The sequence below is a fragment of the Aliidiomarina maris genome, assembly GCF_003987335.1.
GTDB classification, from domain to species: Bacteria; Pseudomonadota; Gammaproteobacteria; order Enterobacterales; family Alteromonadaceae; genus Aliidiomarina; species Aliidiomarina maris.
This window is the reverse complement of sequence record NZ_PIPK01000002.1, coordinates 265,069-284,351: the sequence shown is the minus strand read 5'-3', so window position 1 is coordinate 284,351 and position 19,283 is coordinate 265,069. Positions and strand designations below refer to the sequence as shown.

Annotated in this window: 15 protein-coding genes; 5 read left to right on the top strand and 10 right to left on the bottom strand. The window is 51.1% G+C overall.

Annotated features, from left to right (window positions below; genetic code table 11):
- Nucleotides 1–52: 52 nt before the first annotated feature.
- On the bottom strand, nucleotides 53–658 hold the full coding sequence (locus CWE07_RS03935) for an outer membrane beta-barrel protein (protein WP_111568686.1): 606 nt from the start codon (nucleotides 656–658) through the stop codon (nucleotides 53–55).
- Nucleotides 659–865: 207 nt separating this feature from the next.
- On the opposite strand from CWE07_RS03935, the gene CWE07_RS03930 reads away from it, so the two are divergent.
- Nucleotides 866–3,574 (top strand): bifunctional diguanylate cyclase/phosphodiesterase, encoded by a 2,709-nt coding sequence (locus CWE07_RS03930; protein ID WP_111568687.1) that lies wholly within the window; start codon nucleotides 866–868, stop codon nucleotides 3,572–3,574.
- 104 nt (nucleotides 3,575–3,678) lie between these two features.
- Complete coding sequence (locus CWE07_RS03925; RefSeq protein WP_111568688.1) at nucleotides 3,679–5,223, top strand: leucyl aminopeptidase family protein; 1,545 nt, start codon at nucleotides 3,679–3,681, stop codon at nucleotides 5,221–5,223.
- Nucleotides 5,224–5,313: 90 nt separating this feature from the next.
- Here the strand turns inward: CWE07_RS03925 and CWE07_RS03920 are convergent, their stop codons facing one another.
- Entirely contained in the window at nucleotides 5,314–5,766 is a 453-nt protein-coding gene (locus CWE07_RS03920) for an Hsp20 family protein (protein ID WP_111568689.1), read from the bottom strand.
- A 166-nt stretch (nucleotides 5,767–5,932) separates the two neighbouring features.
- Between CWE07_RS03920 and CWE07_RS03915 the strand changes: the two genes are divergently transcribed.
- Genes CWE07_RS03915 through CWE07_RS03905 form a run of 3 tightly spaced genes read left to right on the top strand, consistent with a single transcriptional unit; the run spans nucleotide 5,933 to nucleotide 8,999 of the window.
- Nucleotides 5,933–6,223, top strand: coding sequence for an OsmC family protein (locus CWE07_RS03915; protein ID WP_241974037.1), 291 nt, complete (start codon nucleotides 5,933–5,935; stop codon nucleotides 6,221–6,223).
- Nucleotides 6,224–6,247: 24 nt separating this feature from the next.
- Nucleotides 6,248–6,922 carry an alpha/beta hydrolase gene (locus CWE07_RS03910; RefSeq protein ID WP_111568690.1) on the top strand — a complete coding sequence of 225 codons (675 nt, stop codon included), beginning with the start codon at nucleotides 6,248–6,250 and terminating at the stop codon, nucleotides 6,920–6,922.
- A gap of 10 nt (nucleotides 6,923–6,932) precedes the next feature.
- Nucleotides 6,933–8,999 carry a S9 family peptidase gene (locus tag CWE07_RS03905; protein WP_111568691.1) on the top strand — a complete coding sequence of 689 codons (2,067 nt, stop codon included), beginning with the start codon at nucleotides 6,933–6,935 and terminating at the stop codon, nucleotides 8,997–8,999.
- Nucleotide 9,000: 1 nt separating this feature from the next.
- Here CWE07_RS03905 and CWE07_RS03900 read toward each other — a convergent pair whose 3' ends face one another.
- From CWE07_RS03900 to CWE07_RS03865, 8 genes are all read right to left on the bottom strand, one after another.
- Nucleotides 9,001–10,440 carry an NfeD family protein gene (locus tag CWE07_RS03900; RefSeq protein WP_111568692.1) on the bottom strand — a complete coding sequence of 480 codons (1,440 nt, stop codon included), beginning with the start codon at nucleotides 10,438–10,440 and terminating at the stop codon, nucleotides 9,001–9,003.
- Complete coding sequence (locus CWE07_RS03895) at nucleotides 10,421–11,608, bottom strand: phosphopentomutase (protein ID WP_111568693.1); 1,188 nt, start codon at nucleotides 11,606–11,608, stop codon at nucleotides 10,421–10,423. The genes CWE07_RS03900 and CWE07_RS03895 overlap by 20 nt, the downstream gene beginning before the upstream one ends.
- Nucleotides 11,609–11,659: 51 nt before the next feature.
- On the bottom strand, nucleotides 11,660–13,006 hold the full coding sequence (gene deoA / locus CWE07_RS03890; RefSeq protein ID WP_111568694.1) for a thymidine phosphorylase: 1,347 nt from the start codon (nucleotides 13,004–13,006) through the stop codon (nucleotides 11,660–11,662).
- Nucleotides 13,006–13,845: a deoxyribose-phosphate aldolase gene (deoC, locus tag CWE07_RS03885; RefSeq protein ID WP_111568695.1), complete on the bottom strand. Its 840-nt coding sequence runs from the start codon at nucleotides 13,843–13,845 to the stop codon at nucleotides 13,006–13,008. Before deoC ends, deoA begins: the two co-directional genes overlap by 1 nt.
- Nucleotides 13,846–13,854: 9 nt before the next feature.
- Nucleotides 13,855–14,298, bottom strand: coding sequence for a cytidine deaminase (cdd, locus tag CWE07_RS03880; protein WP_241974035.1), 444 nt, complete (start codon nucleotides 14,296–14,298; stop codon nucleotides 13,855–13,857).
- Nucleotides 14,299–14,335: 37 nt separating this feature from the next.
- The gene (glpK, locus tag CWE07_RS03875; RefSeq protein ID WP_111568696.1) at nucleotides 14,336–15,838 is read right to left on the bottom strand and encodes a glycerol kinase GlpK; all 1,503 of its coding nucleotides are present in this window, start codon (nucleotides 15,836–15,838) and stop codon (nucleotides 14,336–14,338) included.
- The gene (locus CWE07_RS03870; RefSeq protein WP_111568697.1) at nucleotides 15,798–18,065 is read right to left on the bottom strand and encodes a sensor domain-containing phosphodiesterase; all 2,268 of its coding nucleotides are present in this window, start codon (nucleotides 18,063–18,065) and stop codon (nucleotides 15,798–15,800) included. Before CWE07_RS03870 ends, glpK begins: the two co-directional genes overlap by 41 nt.
- Before the next feature lie 130 nt (nucleotides 18,066–18,195).
- Nucleotides 18,196–19,281 carry an ATP-grasp domain-containing protein gene (locus CWE07_RS03865; RefSeq protein WP_111568698.1) on the bottom strand — a complete coding sequence of 362 codons (1,086 nt, stop codon included), beginning with the start codon at nucleotides 19,279–19,281 and terminating at the stop codon, nucleotides 18,196–18,198.
- Nucleotides 19,282–19,283 lie beyond the last annotated feature (2 nt).

Below are 19,283 nucleotides of genomic sequence, written 5' to 3'. Positions count from 1 at the left end.
ATCTAGACTGCTTTTAGCTGCTTGTCACATTTAATCAACACTTTAGATTGAATTAAAAGTGTACGCTACCGCCTAGCATGAACCCGTCCCAGTCGCCCAATTGTGCGCGCGCTTCAAGGGCAAAGCGATTGGAAACATAAGCACGGAAGCCAACCTGGTATTGCAAAAAGTAGCTGCTGTTGGCGTGGCTCAAATTGCTATAACTGATTTCGCCCTGAAGTTCGACTCGTGGGGTCAGCATATAGCGAGCGCCTGCGAATGCGCCGAAGCCAGTTTCGCTATCGGTATTTGAGCTGGTTGGCACCTCAAAACTTAGGTAATGCACTTGCGGGCCGATATAACTGACAAAGCGGTCTTGCTGGTGGGCAATATAGCCTAAACGCGCGTAGGTGATGTCCCAATCCAGATTGCCATGGCCAGCGATGCGCGGGCCTTCGACCTGGGCATAACTTCCGCTCAAAAGCCATTGGTCACGCAAGCGTCCGGATACTTCGAAGCTGATACCATCAAAGTCGACTTGATTGTCAGCTTGAAGCTCTTGGTAATGCACGCCAAAGTAATTGAGTGACGGCGAGGCCGCTAAGCTTGGAAAGCTAGCAAAAGCGGTAACAAGGCCACCTACAGTAACCCATTGAATCAGTGAGCTATGGTTTTTCATGATCTGCTCCGAGTATGGTTCAGCGACAGTGGCTGATATACGTGTAGCCTGTACATTTATTTACATTTTTGCAAGAACGCTGGCTAGAAATGGACGTCAATTTACATTATGTTGCGTAGAGGGGGCGACTTTAAAGCAGTGCAAAAACGCTAGCTTGCTTTTTAAGTCATTGATAAAAATTGAATAATAAATAAGCCAAGGTCAATTATGACGCTTTCGGCACTACCCGCATATCAGGACAGAGTGACTGTGTTGCGTGTTTTTGCGCGCTTTTTTTCAGTGCTATTCATTATTGCAGCACTGGCAATTGCAGCCTACACGTGGCAACGGACCGTCAGTGACTCGCGCCAACAATTAGCGCATACCAGCCAACTCATGGCGCAAGGTATGCGTAGCCATTTGCGTACCTTTGAATTGGTATTACGCGGCATGGCAGAAGAACTCTCCTATCGCGATGTTTTTAATGACCCCGAGTCTGGCGACCGCTTCTTGGCGCGCGCGCAGGAAACCGATATGGGCTTGGTTGGCTACGGCTTACTTGACGTAGAAGGTAATTTTGTCGCTGCCAGCACGCGTGAATTGCGCGCCCCTTTGTTCAACGTGCAGCGCCATGGGGTAACCGGCGATAGCTTTCAGCAAGTCATTGAGCATGAGCGCTTTAAAGTCGGTCAACCTTACTTTTTTGAACCTGTGGGACAGTGGCTAATTCCGTTCCGGGTTCCTGTCTACGACACATCGGGCGATGTGCTCATGGGGGTGTTGACTGCGGGTAACCAAATCGATGGAGGCACTGCGAGCTGGGCGCGGATGCCAACTTCGAACCGGTTTGCGTTGAGTGTGGTGCGCGACGATGGTCACTTAGCGTACGTGCAACCGCTGCCTGAATCCGCTAATGCCTTACACGACATTTTTAGCCACCCAGTAAACCGGGAAATTCGTGATGTGCTCAATCTTGACGGTGGGTTTATCCGCATCAATAGCGGCCCGCTGGGGTCGTTAAAGCCTCACTACGCTTGGATAGAAAACGTGGAAGAGTACGCCCTCACGGTCATGGCATCTAAACCGTTAAGTCAGGTGGTGGGGCAGTGGGCGCAAAATTTAGTAACCCCTCTATTGTTATGGTTATTGTTCGGGGCGGCGACTGTAATCGGTTACATACGCGCTAAGAGATTGCTAAATAAAGCCAACCTTGAAATTCATACTCAGCGCACGGCATTACAGCACTCAATTGCGCAGTATCATGAATTAACCCGGCTAATACCCATTGGCGTGTTTCAGTTTAAGCTTAGTCGCGAGCATGGCCATCAAATGACGTACACCAGTGAGCGCTTTCGCGATATTTTAGGTTTAAAACAGCCGCTTCCCGCCTCTACCTCACTGGCTCAGTATGTATATCAACAATTGCACCCTGAAGATGCCGCTAGCTTTTACCAACAGCAAGATAACGCAACGCGCAATGTTCGCGAATTTTACTGGGAAGGTCGCTTGTTGCAAGAGGGTACGGAGCGTTGGGTCAGTGTGCATTCGGTGCCCGGTGAATTAAGTGCTGAGGAGGGGCAGCTATGGAATGGTGTGGTCGCAGATATTACCGAACGCAAGCGCGCAGAAGCGCAAATTAATTTGCTGGCCTACTATGACGCACTAACGCAATTACCGAACCGTAGGTTATTGCGCCAACGGCTGGATAAAACCGTTAAGCAAGCGATGCTAAAGCATGAATTTGCAGCGGTTTTATTTATCGATGTGGATAAATTCAAGCAATTGAATGATAGTTACGGACATGCGGAAGGTGACCGTATGCTGCGTGAAGTGGGTCAGCGTTTAGAGAATTTAGTGCGTGATCACGACACGGTGGCGCGTTTAGGCGGCGATGAGTTTGTGGTGTTACTTACTAAGCTGGCGCCTCAAGAAGATAAGGCTGCTGCGCAAGTTGAAGTGGTGCTGCAAAAGATTGAACGCTTGTTAAATGAACCGTTTCAAGTAGGACAACAAGCGGCGCACATTACTTTAAGCACGGGTATTACCTTGATTGATGGCCGCGAGGGCGACATCGACGTGATTTTGCAACAAGCTGACCAGGCGATGTATCGAGCCAAAGAGGCGGGGCGGAACACCCAATGTTTTTATGACGCCCATATTCAACAAATCATCAGCGAACAGCTCGAAATACAGCAAGAACTGCGTGCTGCTATTGGTACTGATCAGCTATTGCTGCATTACCAACCGAAAGTGGATGCGGAAGGCGAAATTGCTGGCTTAGAGGCATTAATTCGCTGGCAACACCCGAGCAAAGGTTTAATTAGCCCCGGTGTGTTTATTCCTATTGCAGAACAAAGTGACGACATTGTGCGCCTTGGTGATGCAATCTTAGCGCAGGCGTGCAAACAGCTGGTGGCGTGGCAGCACCATCCGCTGCGACAGCATTGGACTATTTCGGTGAATGTCAGTGTGCGTCAGCTGCGGGCCATCGATTTTGCTGAAAAGGTATTAATTACCTTAGCCGAGACTGGCGCAAAGCCGCAGCAGTTGATTCTTGAAATTACCGAGTCAATGCTGATGATAGATATAGAGCAAGTGATAGAAAAAATGGCACGCTTAAAACGTGCTGGGGTTAGATTCTCGTTGGATGATTTTGGTACTGGTTATTCGTCGTTAGGCTATTTAAACCGCCTGCCTATTGATGAGCTTAAAATAGATCAGAGCTTTGTGCGCGATATGGATACCGACGAGCATCATCAAATTCTAATTAAAACGATTTTGTCCCTTGGGCATACCTTGTCATTGCGCATTGTTGCCGAAGGTGTGGAAACTGACGCGCAAGCGAAGCGCTTGCGCCAGTTGGGCTGTGATTTATTTCAAGGCTTCCATTTCTATCGCCCAATGCCAGTTGAAGCACTGCCGGAGAGCAACCGTTAAGCTGTCTTTCAATCGCATAATCTATGCTGATTAACCTGTGTGAACTTGTTATTAAACCGTAAAACCAGCATGCTAGTGCTTTCGTTCACAACAAGGGTTTTACCATGAAATTAAGCCGTAGTTTTATGCTTGGTGCCGCATTGGCCCTAGCTTCCACCCCTGCATTAGCAAATTCTTACCTAAATACCAATGTTGCCTTTACTCAGCAGGCTGAAATGTCGCAAGCAGATACCATTGTTATTTTGGTGCCAGCAGATACCCAAACCTTGGATATTCCTGGCCTAGCGCGCAATACCCGTGAGCAGCTTGAACGTGCGATTCAAGTGAACGACTTTAAAGCTGGTTCAGGTGCCTTGCTTGAAGTTGTCGCGCCAGTCGGTAGTGACGCAAGCCGGATTGTGTTGTTGGGCGTTGGCGAATTAGACACGGCTACACGTGTTCAAAACGAGCGCGCGGGCGCAGCGTTAATTACTGCGTTAAACAGCGCAAAAGCAGAAAACGTGGTGTTTGCGACACAGTTGATCAACTCAGCTGCTAACCCGTCGCTAAAAGTCGCGCAAATCGCCCACGGCATGGACTTACGCGGCTACCATTTTGACCGTTACAAGTCAGATGCAGAACCGCGTCAAACTATGAACTTGACCTGGACTGCGACTGAACAAGCAGAGGGTGAGTACAACCGTTTGTTAGCGTTGGCGGAAGGTGTGTTTTTAGCCCGTGAACTGGTTGATTCGCCAGCGCGTGACATGGGCCCACGTGCATTCATTGAGCGTGTACGTGAATTGGAAGATATGGGCGTTGAATTAACCGTTTTGAGCCCTGAGCAAGTTGAAGAAATGGGCATGGGCGCGATGCTTAGCGTTGGACTTGGTAGTAAAGACGGCTCGTGGATGTTAGCGATGCAATGGCGCGGCAGCGATGAGCAGCCTCTAGCGTTGGTCGGTAAAGGCAATACTTTCGATACTGGTGGCGTCAATGTGAAAAGTGCCTCCGGTATGCGCACCATGAAGGGCGATATGGCTGGAGGTGCGGCAGTAGTCGGTGCAATTAGAACCCTCGCGCAACAGAATTCGTCGCGTCATGTAGTTGGCGTAGTGCCATTGACCATGAATATGATCAATGAGAATTCCTCAGTACCAGGTGATATTTTCACCGCAGGTAATGGCAAAACTATCGAAATCAATAACACCGATGCCGAAGGCCGCATGGGCTTAGCAGATGGATTATGGTACGCAGAAACACAATTTAACCCGCGTGCAATTGTTGATATTGCAACGCTAACTGGTGCTAAAGTCGGTGCAGTGGGCACTGCGTATTCAGCTATTTTCTCTGATGATGAGCGCATGATAGAAACTTTGCGTGTAGCAGGCGATAACACTGGCGAGCTGGTGTGGCAATTACCTATGCACGAAAGCTACATGACCACAATTCGCAGCAATATTGCAGATTTAATCAACGGTGGTTCTCCGGGCGCGTCTGCAGGTGCGATGTTCTTGCGTGAGTTCGTTGAAGACACCCCTTGGGCGCATGTGGATATGGCAGGCAACGGTTTAGTACAGTCGGCTAGCGGTATTCATCCCGTGGGCGCAACAGGCTATGGCGTGCGCTTATTGGTTGAGTGGGTCAATGTATACAGCCAAGGTGAGTAACAGAGTAGTAAACGAGTAAAAGAAAAGCCCCGCCAGGCTCTCTCATTCCCGGCGGGGCTTATATTCCTACTCTCTGACTTTAAGCATAGCTTAGGATTGCTTATGCTCAAGGCTCTTTGCAGTATCTTTAATGCTAATACTGCGTGCTTTTTCAGCTTCTGGAATTTCTTTGACCAAATGGATATTCAATAGTCCATTGCGAAGCTCTGCGTCGGTCACTTCCACATGCTCGGCTAGGTTGAACTTGCGTTCAAATGCACGCGCTGCAATGCCTTGGTACAAGTACTTACGGCCTTTGTCGTCTTCGGTTTTACGACCACGCACGGTAAGCACACCGCGTTCGACCTGAATGTCCAGCTCACTTTGTTCGAAGCCTGCAACGGCAATCGTAATGCCATAGCGGTTTTCACCTAGTGCTTCGATGTTGTAGGGCGGGTAGCCGCCAGAACTGGTGTCGCTGCGCAAGGCGCTGTCTAACATAGATGCTAAACGGTCAAAGCCGATGCTGCTGCGGTATAACGGAGTTAAATCGATATTGTTCATAGGTCTATCCTCTTTTGAGCGATATAAATCATATTTCACCTGGTGTGGGTTCAGCGCTCTCTCAGAGACCCGCCGCCCACGCTTAAGAATTAGGGGCGGGGAAAATTGTTTTCAAGCCCAGCACGCAAAAAAATTATGTTAGGCTGCAGATCTGGGTGGCAAAGATTTGGGCCCGGCACCGTTTGAAATGGTGCTCGCGGGCTTAGGTGCCTGCACCACGATGACCCCGCGCATGTATGCAAATCATAAGGGCTGGCCATTGAGTAAGGTCAGTGTCGATTTGCAGCATATTGCCAAGGGTGCAAGCGACGGTAAAAGTGATAAATTCGTGCGTCGGATTACGCTAGCTGGCGAGCTGAGCGACGAACAGCGCGAACGGTTACTTGAAATTGCGAATAAGTGCCCTGTGCACAAAGCGTTGACTGGCAACCTCGAGATTGAATCCGAGTTGCTGTAAGTCATTTATTGAATGGAAGTTGATATGTCTTATTTACCTTGTGTCGAAACGATTACCCGCGAACCAATCAATGCAGCAGTGATTTGGCTGCATGGTTTGGGCGCGGATGGCAATGATTTTGCTGGCATTGTGCCACATCTAGCGCAGCCAGAAGGAGTCAATATTCGTTATGTATTTCCTCATGCACCGCGATTAGCTGTCACCATTAACGGTGGTATGCAAATGCCGGCTTGGTATGACATTCTCGAGATGAGCTTAGATCGTAAGGTCGATACCGACCAGTTGCGTGCGTCAGCAGATGCGGTGATTGCCTTGATTGAGCGTGAAATAGAGCGTGGTATTTCCCCGGAACGTATTGTTTTAGCCGGTTTTTCTCAAGGCGGTGCAGTGGCCTACGAAGCAGCATTAAGTTACCAGAAACGCTTGGCAGGCGTGATGTGCCTGTCGACTTATTTGGCCACCCGAGAAACCATACGCTTAAGTGCAGAACAAAAGCCGACACCATTTTTAATTCACCATGGCTCAGCAGACCCTGTGGTGCCGGTACAACTGGGTGAACAGGCACGTGATTGGCTCACGCAACGCGACTACGCGGTAGAGTACAAAGCGTATCCAATGCAGCACCAAGTTTGCCCGCAGCAAATTGCCGATATCCGTGATTGGCTGACCAGTGTGTTGCCGCCCATCACGCAATCATAAGGAGTACCCGATGTACGCTTGGTTATCAAAACCTGCGCTTATGGGCGCCACCTGTGTCAGCTTGGCATGCTTTAGCATGTCCAGCGCGCAGGCTTCGACGTTCAGCGCTGAAGATATTTTTAATTTAGAACACGCATCAGCCATTCAAATATCACCCTCAGGTGACCACGTGGTCTACGTGCGTAATAGTAACGACGTAATGCGCGACAATACCCAACGCAGCTTATGGATGCTTAACACCCAAAGTGGCGAGCATTACCCATTGTATGCGGATGATGCCAGTTACACCCAGCCGGTCTGGTCTCCAAGTGGCGATCGGTTAGCCTTTGTGAGTAGTCAAAGTGGGCGTAATCAGATACATATTCATTGGGTTGAACATGACCGCAGTGCTCGAATTTCGAGTGTTGACGCCGCGCCATCCGGATTAAGTTGGGCACCGAATGGTGAGCAATTGGCGTTCAGTATGGAAGTTAAAGCACCAACCAGCGATTTTGCCCGCAGTGTGTACCGTCCGACGCCGCCAGCAGGGGCAAGTTGGGCAGAGCGTCCGCAGATATTTGAACGGGCGCAATATCAGCAAGACGGTCGTGGTTTAATGGAATCGGCACATCGGCATATTTTTATTGTGGCTGCTGACGGTGGTACCGCACGCCAAGTGACCAAAGGTAATTTCAATCATGGTGGTCAGTTAGCGTGGACGCCGGACAGTGAACACATTGTGTTTGCCGCCAACCGGAGTGACAACTTTGAATTTGAAAGCCGTCAAAACGAGCTCTATAAAGTCAGCTTGCAGGGTGACATTGAGCAGTTAACCGATGAACCAGGTACCAAACGCGACCCAGTATTCTCACCTGACGGGCGTCGTTTAGCGTATACACATGGCACTGCTGACAATGTGCCTTACGCAAACAGTAAGTTACGCGTAATGGATTGGTCGTCACGGCGCTCTAACGAATTGCTGACCGACTTTGATCGCTCCGTGACGTCGCCGTACTGGCAGGGTAACGATGCGTTGGTGATCAGTTATGAAGACCGCGGCGCGACTAAGCTAGCCCGTGTGACCTTACGTGGTCGCATGCAAGATTTGGTCACCGATGTGTCGGGCATGCCTTCGGGTCGCCCCTACAACAACGGCATGTTTAGCATGAACACGCGTGGCGATATTGCTTACACCCGTGGGCATGCGACTCGCTCTGGCGATGTAGGATTTAAACGTCATAACCGCGATGCGGTTTACCTGACCAATCTGAATGCCGATGTATTAGGGCAACGGGAGTTGGGTGAGGTGCATGAATTTACCTACCGCTCGCAAACCGACGATGCCGAAATTCATGCTTGGTACATTACCCCGCCAGGTTTTGACCCTAGCCAATCGTATCCGCTAATCATTGAAATTCACGGTGGCCCACACCTCAACTATGGCCCGCATTTTAGCGCTGAATTACAACGCTACGCAGCCGAAGGTTATGTGGTGGTGTACAACAACTATCGCGGCAGTACCTCGTATGGTGAAGATTTCGCCATGCTGCTGGATAACAAGTATGCGTCCGTTGATGACTTTGGTGACCATATGTCAGCAGTCGATGCGATGATTGAAAAAGGCTTCATTGACGAGCGTAATTTATTCATTGCGGGCGGGTCAGCTGGTGGTATCGCGACTACCTATGCAATTGGCTTAACTGACCGCTTTAATGCCGCTGCGGCGACTAACCCGGTGATTAACTGGGTGTCTAAAGTACTCACTGCAGACAGCTATATTGGCCAGATCCAGAATCAGTTCCCAGGTAACCCATGGGAAGAGCACGAGCATTACTGGGAGCGTTCGCCATTGTCTTTAGTGGGCAACGTAACCACGCCGACTTTGTTGTTTACCGGCACTGACGATCGCCGCACGCCGATTAGTGATACGGAGCAGTACTATCAAGCGCTGCAATTGCTAGGTGTTGAGACCGCGATGGTGCGGGTGCCCGGTGCTTCACATGGCGTGTCAGCACGGCCATCGAATATGATTGCTAAAGTTGAGCACGCGCTGGCGTGGTTTAAGCGCTACCATGTAGATAGCGCGGACGCTGATTAAATTAACTTCGCGATGAGCGAATAAAAGGCCGGGCAGGGCGCTGTTCGGTCTTTTTTATTTCCTCAACGAAGGCAACGCTCCCTTCTTGCGCCACCACACGCACGCGTTTGCCATGGGTGATTAAGCGTGCGTTGTGCGCATGGGCTGGCCACACCTCATTGCCAAGTTGCACCAAGCCTTCAGGGTTCAGGTTCTCTACCACCTTACCTTCAATCCCAACAACATCACGATCACTGGGTTTCTGGGTACGCCAGCGAGCGCGCGCCATCACCAATACTACAAAGGCGACACTCGCCAATGCGACGAAGGTAACACTTAAAATAATGCTCATAGGTAACTCCATGCCGGGAATTTGGCTATCGAACAGCATCAATGAACCGGCGGTTAGCGCCACGACGCCACCCACCCCTATAACCCCGAAACTGGGTACAAAGAGTTCGACCAGCAACATCAAAGCGCCCACCACAATCAGTAGCAAGCCAACGGTGCTAATCGGTAAAATTTGTAATGAAAAGGCAGCTAGCAACAAAGACACGACACCGGTAATGCCTGGGAACAAAGTGCCTGGCGACATTAACTCGAAAATAATGCCATAAATACCCACCAGAAGGAGTAAGTAAGCAACTTGCGGGTTGGTTAAAAAACCGAGAATGCGGTTACGTGTATCAGGTGCATAGCTGATTTGCGCTAAACCTTCTGTTTCGAGTGAAACCTCAGTGTCGCCCAATAAAACCGAGCGCCCATGCAGCGATGACACAAGGTCATTTATATTACTGACCATGAGTTCAACCACATTCTGATCAACTGCCTCGCGCGCAGTGAGGGTCGCTGCATCACGCACTGCTTGCTCTGCCCAATCGGCATTGCGCCCGTAACGCTCAGCTAGGTTACGAATCGTTGCGATCGCATCATTGGTGATTTTTCGCTCCATTGCGGTGCTGTCGTCACGTTCCCGCGACGAACGTTCTGTGTCATCAGGCACTGGTGAATTGGCTGATTCTTCCTGTACGCGTGCTGCCGAGCCTTGCAGCTGCACTGGTGTCGCAGCGCCTATTTGTGACGTTGGGTGCATCGCTGCGACATGGCTGGCGTAGACAATAAAGGTACCGGCACTGGCTGCGCGCGCGTTCTCGGGACTAACGAAAGTTACTATGGGAATATCGCTTTGCAGAAACAGGCGCACAATATCGCGGGTACTGCTGAGTAGACCACCTGGCGTATCAAGTTCCAAAATCGCTACTTGTGCGCCGTCGGTCTGGGCGCGCTCTAAGGAGCGCTGGAGGTAATCGGTGGTGGCGGGGCCAATCGCATCTTGCACGCTTAGTACCGCAATATGCGGGTTGGTTGCGCGCAGTTGCTGTGTGGCCAATATAACCACGCTGAGGCCAATCAGCAGTGCATAGACTGCAAACCGAATTGCTTTAGATGAAACTTGTCCCATACGCTAATGACCCCAATTGATGGTGCTTGGCAATACTTTGGCCAATGTCTGCAAACGTTGCACGGCGGCCAATGTTTTTGCTTTCAATGCCTGGGCCAAAACATAGCACAGGTACAAACTCGCGCGTATGGTCGCTACCAGGAAAGCTGGGGTCGCAACCATGGTCGGCGGTAATAAACACAACATCACCAGGCTTTAGCAACGCCTCAAGTTCAGGCAGGCGCTGGTCGAAGGCGTTCAGCGCTGCAGCATAACCTTGAATGTCGCGGCGATGACCATAGTGACTATCAAAATCGACAAAATTGGGGAAGATTAAGCTGTTGTCAGGGGCGCTACGAATAGCCTCAAGCGTGGCTGAAAACAGGGCGTCATTGCCAGTCGCTTTCACCGTTTGGGTAATGCCTTGGTGGGCATAGATATCAGCAATCTTACCAATGCTAATCACCTCGCCACCGGCCTGTTTCAGGATATCAAGCACTGTGGGCGCGGGCGGTAAAACGGAGTAATCGCGACGATTCCCCGTGCGTGTGAAGCTTGCGCTGTCGCTACCGGTAAATGGGCGCGCGATAACTCGGCCCACATTCATGCCAAGCTCATCGAGTAACTGCCGTGCATCTTCACATAAGGCTAACAGCTTCGTTAAGCCGAATGTTTCCTCATGTGCGGCAATTTGCAAAACGCTGTCGGCGGAGGTGTACACAATTGGTTTACCACTACTGCAATGCTGTTCACCCAGCTCGGCAATAATAGTGGTGCCCGACGCATGGCATTCGCCGAGGACACCCGGTAATTGGTTGCGCGTTATCAGGGCATCAATAAAATCAGCGGGGAAACATGGCTTGGTATCGGGAAAGTAATGCCAGTCAAAAAGCACTGGCACACCCGCTAATTCCCAATGCCCACTAGGCGTGTCTTTGCCGCGGCTAATTTCGGCGGCATAGCCATATAAACCTTGGTAAGGTCCGGTGTAGTTTAAGCCCCGGGGGCGTTCACCACTGGCCTCGGTGGCAAGCGCGCCTAAACCGAGACGTTCTAAATTAGGCAAGGTAAGCTCAGCATGGCGGGCAATACTGCCCAAGGTATTCGCACCTGTGTCGCCAAAGGTTGCAGCGTCTTCGCTGGCGCCAACACCAAATGAATCCATCATTAAGATGATACTTCTAGCCATGCTGAAAGCTCCTTATCTGTGGTCAACGATTAGTCTATCTGTGGTCAACGATTAGTCTATCGTAATCGAATCGGCCTGCTCAGGGCTAATACTTTGGTATACGACAGGCTGCGCCGCTGGTTCATTTTCACCAGTACTGACACAGGCACGTAACTGCGCCGCTGCGCGCTCGGCTGCTTGCTCACTGCGCGCGTGAATCATGGCGAGTGGTTCACCTTTAGCAACTTTCTGACCTAACATCGGCAGGTCAGTCAGGCCTACGGCGTGGTCAACCGGGTCGGCTGGGTTGGTGCGCCCGCCACCTAATTCAACCACTACTAAACCGAGCTCACGGGTGGCCATATGGTCGATAAACCCTGAGTGGTCGGCATACACGGGTACCACAACAGGCGCGGCTGGCATGCTGGCCATCGGGTTGTCGATAAAGTTCGCTGGGCCACCTAGTGCATGCACCATTTGATCGAATTTCTCGGCTGCTTGGCCGTTATCCAGTACTTTGTTGAGCTTGGCAAAAGCATCTTGCTCGTCTTTGGCTAAACCGGTCAGGGTCAGCATTTGCCCGCACAATGCCATGGTGACTTCATGCAAACGTGGGTTGCGGTGCTTACCGGTTAAATAATTCACCGCTTCAAGCATTTCTACTGCATTACCGGCGGTGCTACCCAAAGGTTGGTTCATGTCAGTAATCGTTGCTGAAGTGCGCACGCCCGCTTGGTTGGCGACCTTAACAATGCTCTCAGCCAGGCCTGTGGCATCGTTGAGTGACGACATAAAGGCGCCATTGCCAGATTTGACGTCCATGGCTAGGGCATCAAGGCCAGCAGCGAGCTTTTTAGATAGAATCGAGGCCGTAATCAGCGGCATCGAGTCGACGGTGGCTGTGACGTCACGAATGCCATAGAAGCGCTTGTCGGCTGGCGCTAGATCGCCAGTTTGGCCAATAATCGCGACACCGGTTTGCTTAACCACTTTGCGTAAAGTTTGTAAGTCAGGGCTGGTGTTATAGCCTTGAATACTTTCAAATTTATCTAACGTACCACCGGTGTGGCCTAAGCCACGTCCAGAAATCATCGGCACGTAGCCACCGCATGCAGCGACCATAGGGCCGAGCATTAAGCTGACCATGTCACTGACGCCACCTGTTGAGTGCTTGTCGACAACCGGACCGTCTAAATTCAAGTCGCTCCAATCCATGACGCTACCTGATTGCATCATATTGCGGGTGAGCGCCACCCGCTCTTGCAAGCACATACCATTAAAATATACCGCCATGGCGAAGGCTGCGACTTGCCCTTCGGTCACTGATCCTGTGGTAATGCCTTTGACGAAAAATGCGATTTGCTCATCGCTTAACGTTTTACCGTCGCGCTTGGCACGAATAATTTCTTGTGGAAGCATTAATAGCCCTCCTTGCTAGCTGAATTTGAAGCTGAATCGGAAGCTTCCTGAATGTTTAATACTTGGCGTAACGTCGCCAGCAATGAGCTGGCGCCAAAGCGGAAATAGCTTGGGCTGAGCTTGTCATCACCCACGGTGTTTCGCACCAGCTCGAAATACTGTGCTACATCGGCGATGCTTTTAACCCCGCCAGCTGGCTTAAAACCAACAGCACGTGGCTGTGCCTGGATGCGCTCAAGCATGGTGCGCGCTGCTTCTGGGGTGGCGTTAACGGCGACTTTGCCCGTCGACGTTTTGATAAAGTCAGCGCCTGCAGCGATGGCGATATCACTTGCTTTTGCAATCATAGCTGCGCTTTTCAACTCGCCAGTTTCCAGAATCACTTTTAGCTGGGCGCTCGTGCCACACGCCTGCTTACAGGCGGTGACTAAGTTCGCCACAATGCGTTCGTCACCGTTCAGCAGTGCTTGGTAGGGTAATACTACGTCGACTTCATCGGCGCCGTAGGCTACGCAAGCCTTGGTGTCTTTGACTGCGCTATCGATATCGCTGCGGCCATGGGGGAAGTTCGCCACGGTTGCGATGCGCACATCGTACAACCCAAGTTCGTCTAATACACCACGCGCGAACGGAATAAAACGTGGGTAAATACAAATGGCAGCAACCCGATAGCGATGACCGTCGGCGTCAATGCTTTGCGCTTGCTCACATAAAGCGCGAATCGATGCCTCGGTATCGGTGTCGTTGAGGCTGGTTAAATCAAGCAAACTGAGGGCTAGCGCTGCGGTTTGCTGGTCATCTGTTAACTGAGCGCTTGGCGGTTGCTTCGCTACGGTCATCGTAATTCCTTACCCTTGCTGGGTCGCCGGAGGCGTGTCTAAATGCTCTGGCCCGAATGAGAACGGGAGAAGCTCTTCTAATCGCATGCTTTTGCGGACTTGCTCAGGATTGCAAATATGCACCATGGTGTCGGCATCGGCAAATTCACGAATACGTTGGCGACAGCCGCCACACGGGGTTACTAAACCTTCGCCAGTGCCCATCACGTAAATGTCGCGGATACGTCGTTGACCAGCCATCACCATGGCCGCGATGGCGCCTGCTTCAGCGCATGTACCTTCTGGGTAGGACGCATTTTCAACATTGCAGGCACTAAATGTCTGGCCTTGATCGCTTACAATCACGGCGCCAACTTTAAAGCCGGAATAGGGCGAATAACTTTGCTGCATAGCGGCGCGAGCGGCGGCAAGGCAAGGTTCATGAATCGCTGAGTTAGATGCTTGTTTAGGCACAGCTAACAACCTGTCAGTAGCAAAAAGGGCAGCTAGTCTACCGAACTTTTTCAATTGCGGCTAACCATCTCTGGTGAATTTTTTGCTGTTGGTCGTGGTTTAGTTCACAGTTAAACTCACCATCTATTTTATGTAGCTGTTGGATGTCTTTGATTGAATTGAAAATACCCACCTGCAAGGCGGCTAAAAACGCGGCGCCAAATGCCGTGGCTTCGCTATACGCGGCGCGTTCAACGGGGTGCCCAGTAAGGTCACTTAATGCCTGCATAAACCAATTATTCGCAGTCATACCGCCATCTACGCGGAGTTTTTTGATTGCTTGGCCGTCTTCAGCCATCGCGGTCAGTAAATCATGGCTTTGTAGCGCCACGCTTTTTAGCGCGGCTGCGGCAAGTTGCTTGCGCCCGGTGTCTCTGGTCATGCCAAAAATGGCAGCTCGCGCATCGGGCTCCCAGTAGGGCGCTCCGAGGCCAGTGAACGCTGGAATCAGCATTTCATGCTGACTGTAGGGCACGCCTTCGGCAAGCGCTTCACTTTCATCGGCATTGTCGAGAATTCCAAGGCTGTCACGCAGCCATTGAATAATCGCGCCGGCCATAAAGATACTACCTTCCAGCGCGTAAGTTGGCTTGCCGTCAAGTTGGTAAGCTAAGGTAGTTAATAAACGGTGATTTGAAAGAATGGCTTCGTCGCCCGTGTTCAGTAGAGCAAAGCAGCCCGTGCCGTAGGTACTTTTTAGCATCCCAGGGCTGACACAGGCCTGGCCTACTAACGCGCCTTGCTGGTCACCGACCATGGCCACCACAGGAACCTTGTCACCTAATAGGGTCGTGCAGCCAAACTCGGCGGTGTTGTCGCGAATCTCCGGCAACATGGCGGCTGGCACGTTAAATAGCGCTAGCAGTTCAGGATCCCATTCGCGTTGGGCTAAGTTCATCAGCAGCGTGCGTGATGCATTGCTGGCATCCGTGGCGTGTACTGCGCCTTCGGTGAGACGCCAAAGCAAGTAGGTCTCGACAGTGCCAAAGCACAGCTCGCCAGCCTCAGCACGCGCGCGTGCGCCGTCAACATGGTCGAGAATCCAACTAATTTTGGTGGCGGAAAAGTAAGGGTCTAATAATAATCCGGTCCGCTCGTTTACCAGCGTTTGGTGTCCAGCTTCGCGCAGTTTGCGGCATTCGGCAGCGGTGCGACGATCTTGCCATACAATCGCTCGGTAGATGGCTTCACCGCTTTGCTTGTCCCATACAACGGTGGTTTCACGTTGGTTGGTGATACCAATGCCAGCTAAATCAGCCGCGGTGAGTTCGGCTTGCTGCAGAGCCTCTTCGCAGCTACTTAAGGTGGTTTGCCATAAGTCTTCGGGATCATGCTCAACCCAGCCGTTTTCGGGAAAATGCTGCTTAAATTCATGCGCAGCACTGGCAATCGGCTTAAGCTTTGGGGTCTCACCACTCTGCGCGAGGTAGATAATTGCGCGGCTCGAAGTAGTGCCTTGGTCAATCGCTAGTATGTATGACGGGTTGGATGCTTTCACCATGTTGGAACAATTCGCCTATTGGGGTGGGTTTGCCGATACCATAGCCTTGCGCATAGTCGACGCCAAGTCCAGCAAGTTGCTCTGAAATATCGCTGTTCTCGACAAATTCAGCGACAGTCTTCAGTTGCATCGCGCGTGCAACGTTACAAATGGCTAAAACGATCTTCTCGTCAATGGTATTGCTGGCTAAGTCGCGAATAAAGACGCCGTCGATTTTGATTTCGTCGAAGTGGAACTGGCGTAAATACTCAAACGAAGCCAAGCCAGTACCGAAGTCGTCCAGTGCAATACGGCAGCCTAATGTACGAACATCCAACATAAACTGAGTCGCTTGTGATTTGCTGGTAATCGCCTCGGTTTCGGTAATCTCAAAGGTAATTTTTGCGGCAGGTATGCGATATTGTTCAAGTTGCGAACCAATATAACTGGCAAGCTCAGGGTCTGAAAGTGATGCCCCCGATAAGTTAATTGCGCACTTACTTACCCGTTGCAAGCGCTGACGCTGATTGGCTAGAAAAGCAAACGTGTGTCGTATCACCCAGCGGTCGAGTTCCGGCATCAGGCCAAAAGCTTCGGCAGCCGGCATAAATTGGGCAGGGGTTAATAACTGACCCATTTCATCACGCAGGCGAATGAGCACCTCAAAGGCAATATCCTGCGGCTGGGTTTGATCTAAGGCGCGGATCTCCTGGGCAAAGAGTTCAAGCTCGTCGTTCTCAATAGCTTCTTTGAGCAGCCCGAAGTGATTCAGTTTGGTGTAGTGTTCAGCAGCAACCTTTTTCGGGTTGTCGACCCAATGTATTTTAAGTGAATGCTGTTTGGCGTAGTTGGCGGCTTGCGCCGCGACACTGACGTATTGTTGCGGACTATATAATTTGCCATCGACTGCTGTTACGCCAATAGCGATACGTAAATTGGTGCGCATACCCGCTTCATCCACAGGTCGAGAAAGGCGCTGATGAAGCTCTTCTACGGAAGCGTAGGCTTGTTCAGGGCTGATGTCTTGCAACAGCACCGCAAAGCGCCCTTCACTCAGACGGGCGATAACGGCATTGTCGAATGCAAATTGCTGCAATTGTTGAGTTAGCACGCTTTCCACCGTGGCGGAGCCGTCTAACGCGAGCAATTCTTTGATAATTTGTATATCCAGTAGGCTGATATACGCCAAAAAGTGGGAGCGACCGCGTTTGTTTTCGAGCAGGTCAGCGATGTCAGCGTACAAACCACGGTCGTTGGCGAGGCCAGTGCGATAATCTTGATAAGCTTGGCGTTTAAAGCGCTCAAGCAACAAGTGGCGCTGGTGGTTGATGCTGGCGACGAGCTGCGCCATCACAGCCAAAATTCCTACCTGCAGCAGCACGCGTAGCACGCCGGTAATATCTTCAACCTCAGGTAAGCCTCCCCACTGATAAATTGAGAATACAACGAATAACGCTGCGAATTGAGGGATGACTAAATCCAGTGATGGTGGGCTTGCTTCGGCCGCAAACCAACAAACCAGAGGGAACAACGCAAAAGCAAAAATGGGGGCGTAGCGTACATCGCCAAGTTGACCGAGAACGATTGACAGGCTAATCGCGGTCATTGCCAGCGCTAACCAAATCAGTACGCGTCGTTTGGCGAAGTCATTGGCTAAACTTTCGAGAGTGAATTGTGGGCGTCGAAGAATAAAGAAGAAAATAGGGGCGAATAAAATCACCCCAAGGGCTTCGAGTAACCAATAAACTAGCCATACGTCTTGCCACTGGAATGCGGCAGCTTCCGGAAAAGCAAAGTAATAGCCTGCGGCCCCGATCAGCGACGACACGCCACTGCCTACCACTGCGCCTTTAAAGTATAGATTTGGCAAATAATGTAGCGGCGACAGGGCACCACGGCCACCAATGGTTTTCTTGCCGCGTTCAATTAAAACCAGTGCCACAACGCTACCAATCGCTAAGCCTATTGCACCGGCAAAGCCCATAACCCAAGGTTCTGCCATTAGCACCCAAGACCAAAATAGCATGGTCGGTACCAAGACCCAGAGCGCGCGCTTACCGAATGCTAGCAGGGCGCCGAGGAAAATGCCGGACGCGGGCCATAATGCAGAAAATGACACATCGGGCAGGGTTAATAAGCGCGAGGCGGCGGAAAGGCCGAGTGTCAATGCGACCAGCAGCGCCCACTGCCATAGGGGCACTTGAGCGATGGGGCGGCGATGCAAAGCTTTTGCTGAAGTCGCAGACATAGATACCTGTTAAAGACAAAAAAGGCAGGAAATACCCTGCCAGCTTTGTATAAACGTTCGGCATTACCGAAAGGTTTAGCTGCTCTGTAAAAATTTGCAAGTTTGTGCGTTAATTCCTTAAGCGCTGGGCTTAAGCAAGCTGTTGCACGTTGGCTTGTTCGCGATCGACAAATGCTTGTGCTTCGGCACGGCTACAAGTAAGCCAATTCACATGACCAACTTTGCGTCCCGGCCGCGCATCTTTGCCATACCAATGTGGGTCTGCGTCACTCGGCCACAGGTGGCTGGGGATACTCGGTACGCCGATAACATTCAGCATCACAGTTGGGCGCGGGGTTAAACTGGCAGGAAACGGTGTCGCAGTGAGAGCCCGAATATGCAGGTCAAACTGATCACAGCTACTGCCGGTCATACTCCAATGACCTGAATTGTGAACGCGCGGTGCAATTTCGTTGATCAGTAAGCGGGCTTGGGAGCCTTCACCGACGACAAAAAACTCAATCGCCAAGGTGCCAACATAGTGCAGCGCCTCGGTGATTTGCACAAATGCGTGCTCAGCTTGGCTTTGCAAGTGCTCGGGTAATTCGCTTAAGAGCGCAAAGGTATGGCTTAAAATGCCTTCGCGATGAATATTTTCTACCAGCGGCAAGCAACAGGTATGCCCAACTTGGTTACGCGCTCCCACAATAGATACTTCGCAGTTAAAATCTATCATGTGCTCAGCAATGCCAGGCTGCGCACCCGCCTCGTGGAAGCGAAAGTTGGTAGCCTCATTCGGCTTGTAGCGCCACTGGCTACGTCCGTCATAACCGCCCTGAGCGGCTTTGACAACCCAAGCTTGGTCACTGTCGCTCAAGCCCGATTCAAGCTCTGCTTGGTGGCTAAATGCAAACCATGGTGAGGTAGCGAGGCCTAAATCATCACACAATTGTTTCTCTAACTGACGGTCAGTCAATTTCAAGATTTCACTTGGTGGTGACAAAAACTTGTCTGCGCAAATATCGACGTGGGCGGGTTGTAATTGTTCGTGTTCCCAACTGACCACGTCAGCCCATGCTGTGGCAGATTCAATCGTCATATCTAAGGCCTGGTAGCTAGCGACTGGCATCACTTGGTCGGTTTTAGTGTCGACCAATAAGCAGGCATGGCCGTAATGGATAGCCGCACGCCCCAACATTTGCCCCAGTTGACCATTACCTAGAATGAGAATATTCACGC

Bases quoted from the DNA above. Each gene is read 5' to 3' on its own strand.
- CWE07_RS03935 (WP_111568686.1), bottom strand. From the start codon at position 658: ATGAAAAACCATAGCTCACTGATTCAATGGGTTACTGTAGGTGGCCTT.
- CWE07_RS03930 (WP_111568687.1), top strand. From the start codon at position 866: ATGACGCTTTCGGCACTACCCGCATATCAGGACAGAGTGACTGTGTTG.
- CWE07_RS03925 (WP_111568688.1), top strand. From the start codon at position 3,679: ATGAAATTAAGCCGTAGTTTTATGCTTGGTGCCGCATTGGCCCTAGCT.
- CWE07_RS03920 (WP_111568689.1), bottom strand. From the start codon at position 5,766: ATGAACAATATCGATTTAACTCCGTTATACCGCAGCAGCATCGGCTTT.
- CWE07_RS03910 (WP_111568690.1), top strand. From the start codon at position 6,248: ATGTCTTATTTACCTTGTGTCGAAACGATTACCCGCGAACCAATCAAT.
- CWE07_RS03905 (WP_111568691.1), top strand. From the start codon at position 6,933: ATGTACGCTTGGTTATCAAAACCTGCGCTTATGGGCGCCACCTGTGTC.
- CWE07_RS03900 (WP_111568692.1), bottom strand. From the start codon at position 10,440: ATGGGACAAGTTTCATCTAAAGCAATTCGGTTTGCAGTCTATGCACTG.
- CWE07_RS03895 (WP_111568693.1), bottom strand. From the start codon at position 11,608: ATGGCTAGAAGTATCATCTTAATGATGGATTCATTTGGTGTTGGCGCC.
- deoA (WP_111568694.1), bottom strand. From the start codon at position 13,006: ATGCTTCCACAAGAAATTATTCGTGCCAAGCGCGACGGTAAAACGTTA.
- deoC (WP_111568695.1), bottom strand. From the start codon at position 13,845: ATGACCGTAGCGAAGCAACCGCCAAGCGCTCAGTTAACAGATGACCAG.
- glpK (WP_111568696.1), bottom strand. From the start codon at position 15,838: ATGGTGAAAGCATCCAACCCGTCATACATACTAGCGATTGACCAAGGC.
- CWE07_RS03870 (WP_111568697.1), bottom strand. From the start codon at position 18,065: ATGTCTGCGACTTCAGCAAAAGCTTTGCATCGCCGCCCCATCGCTCAA.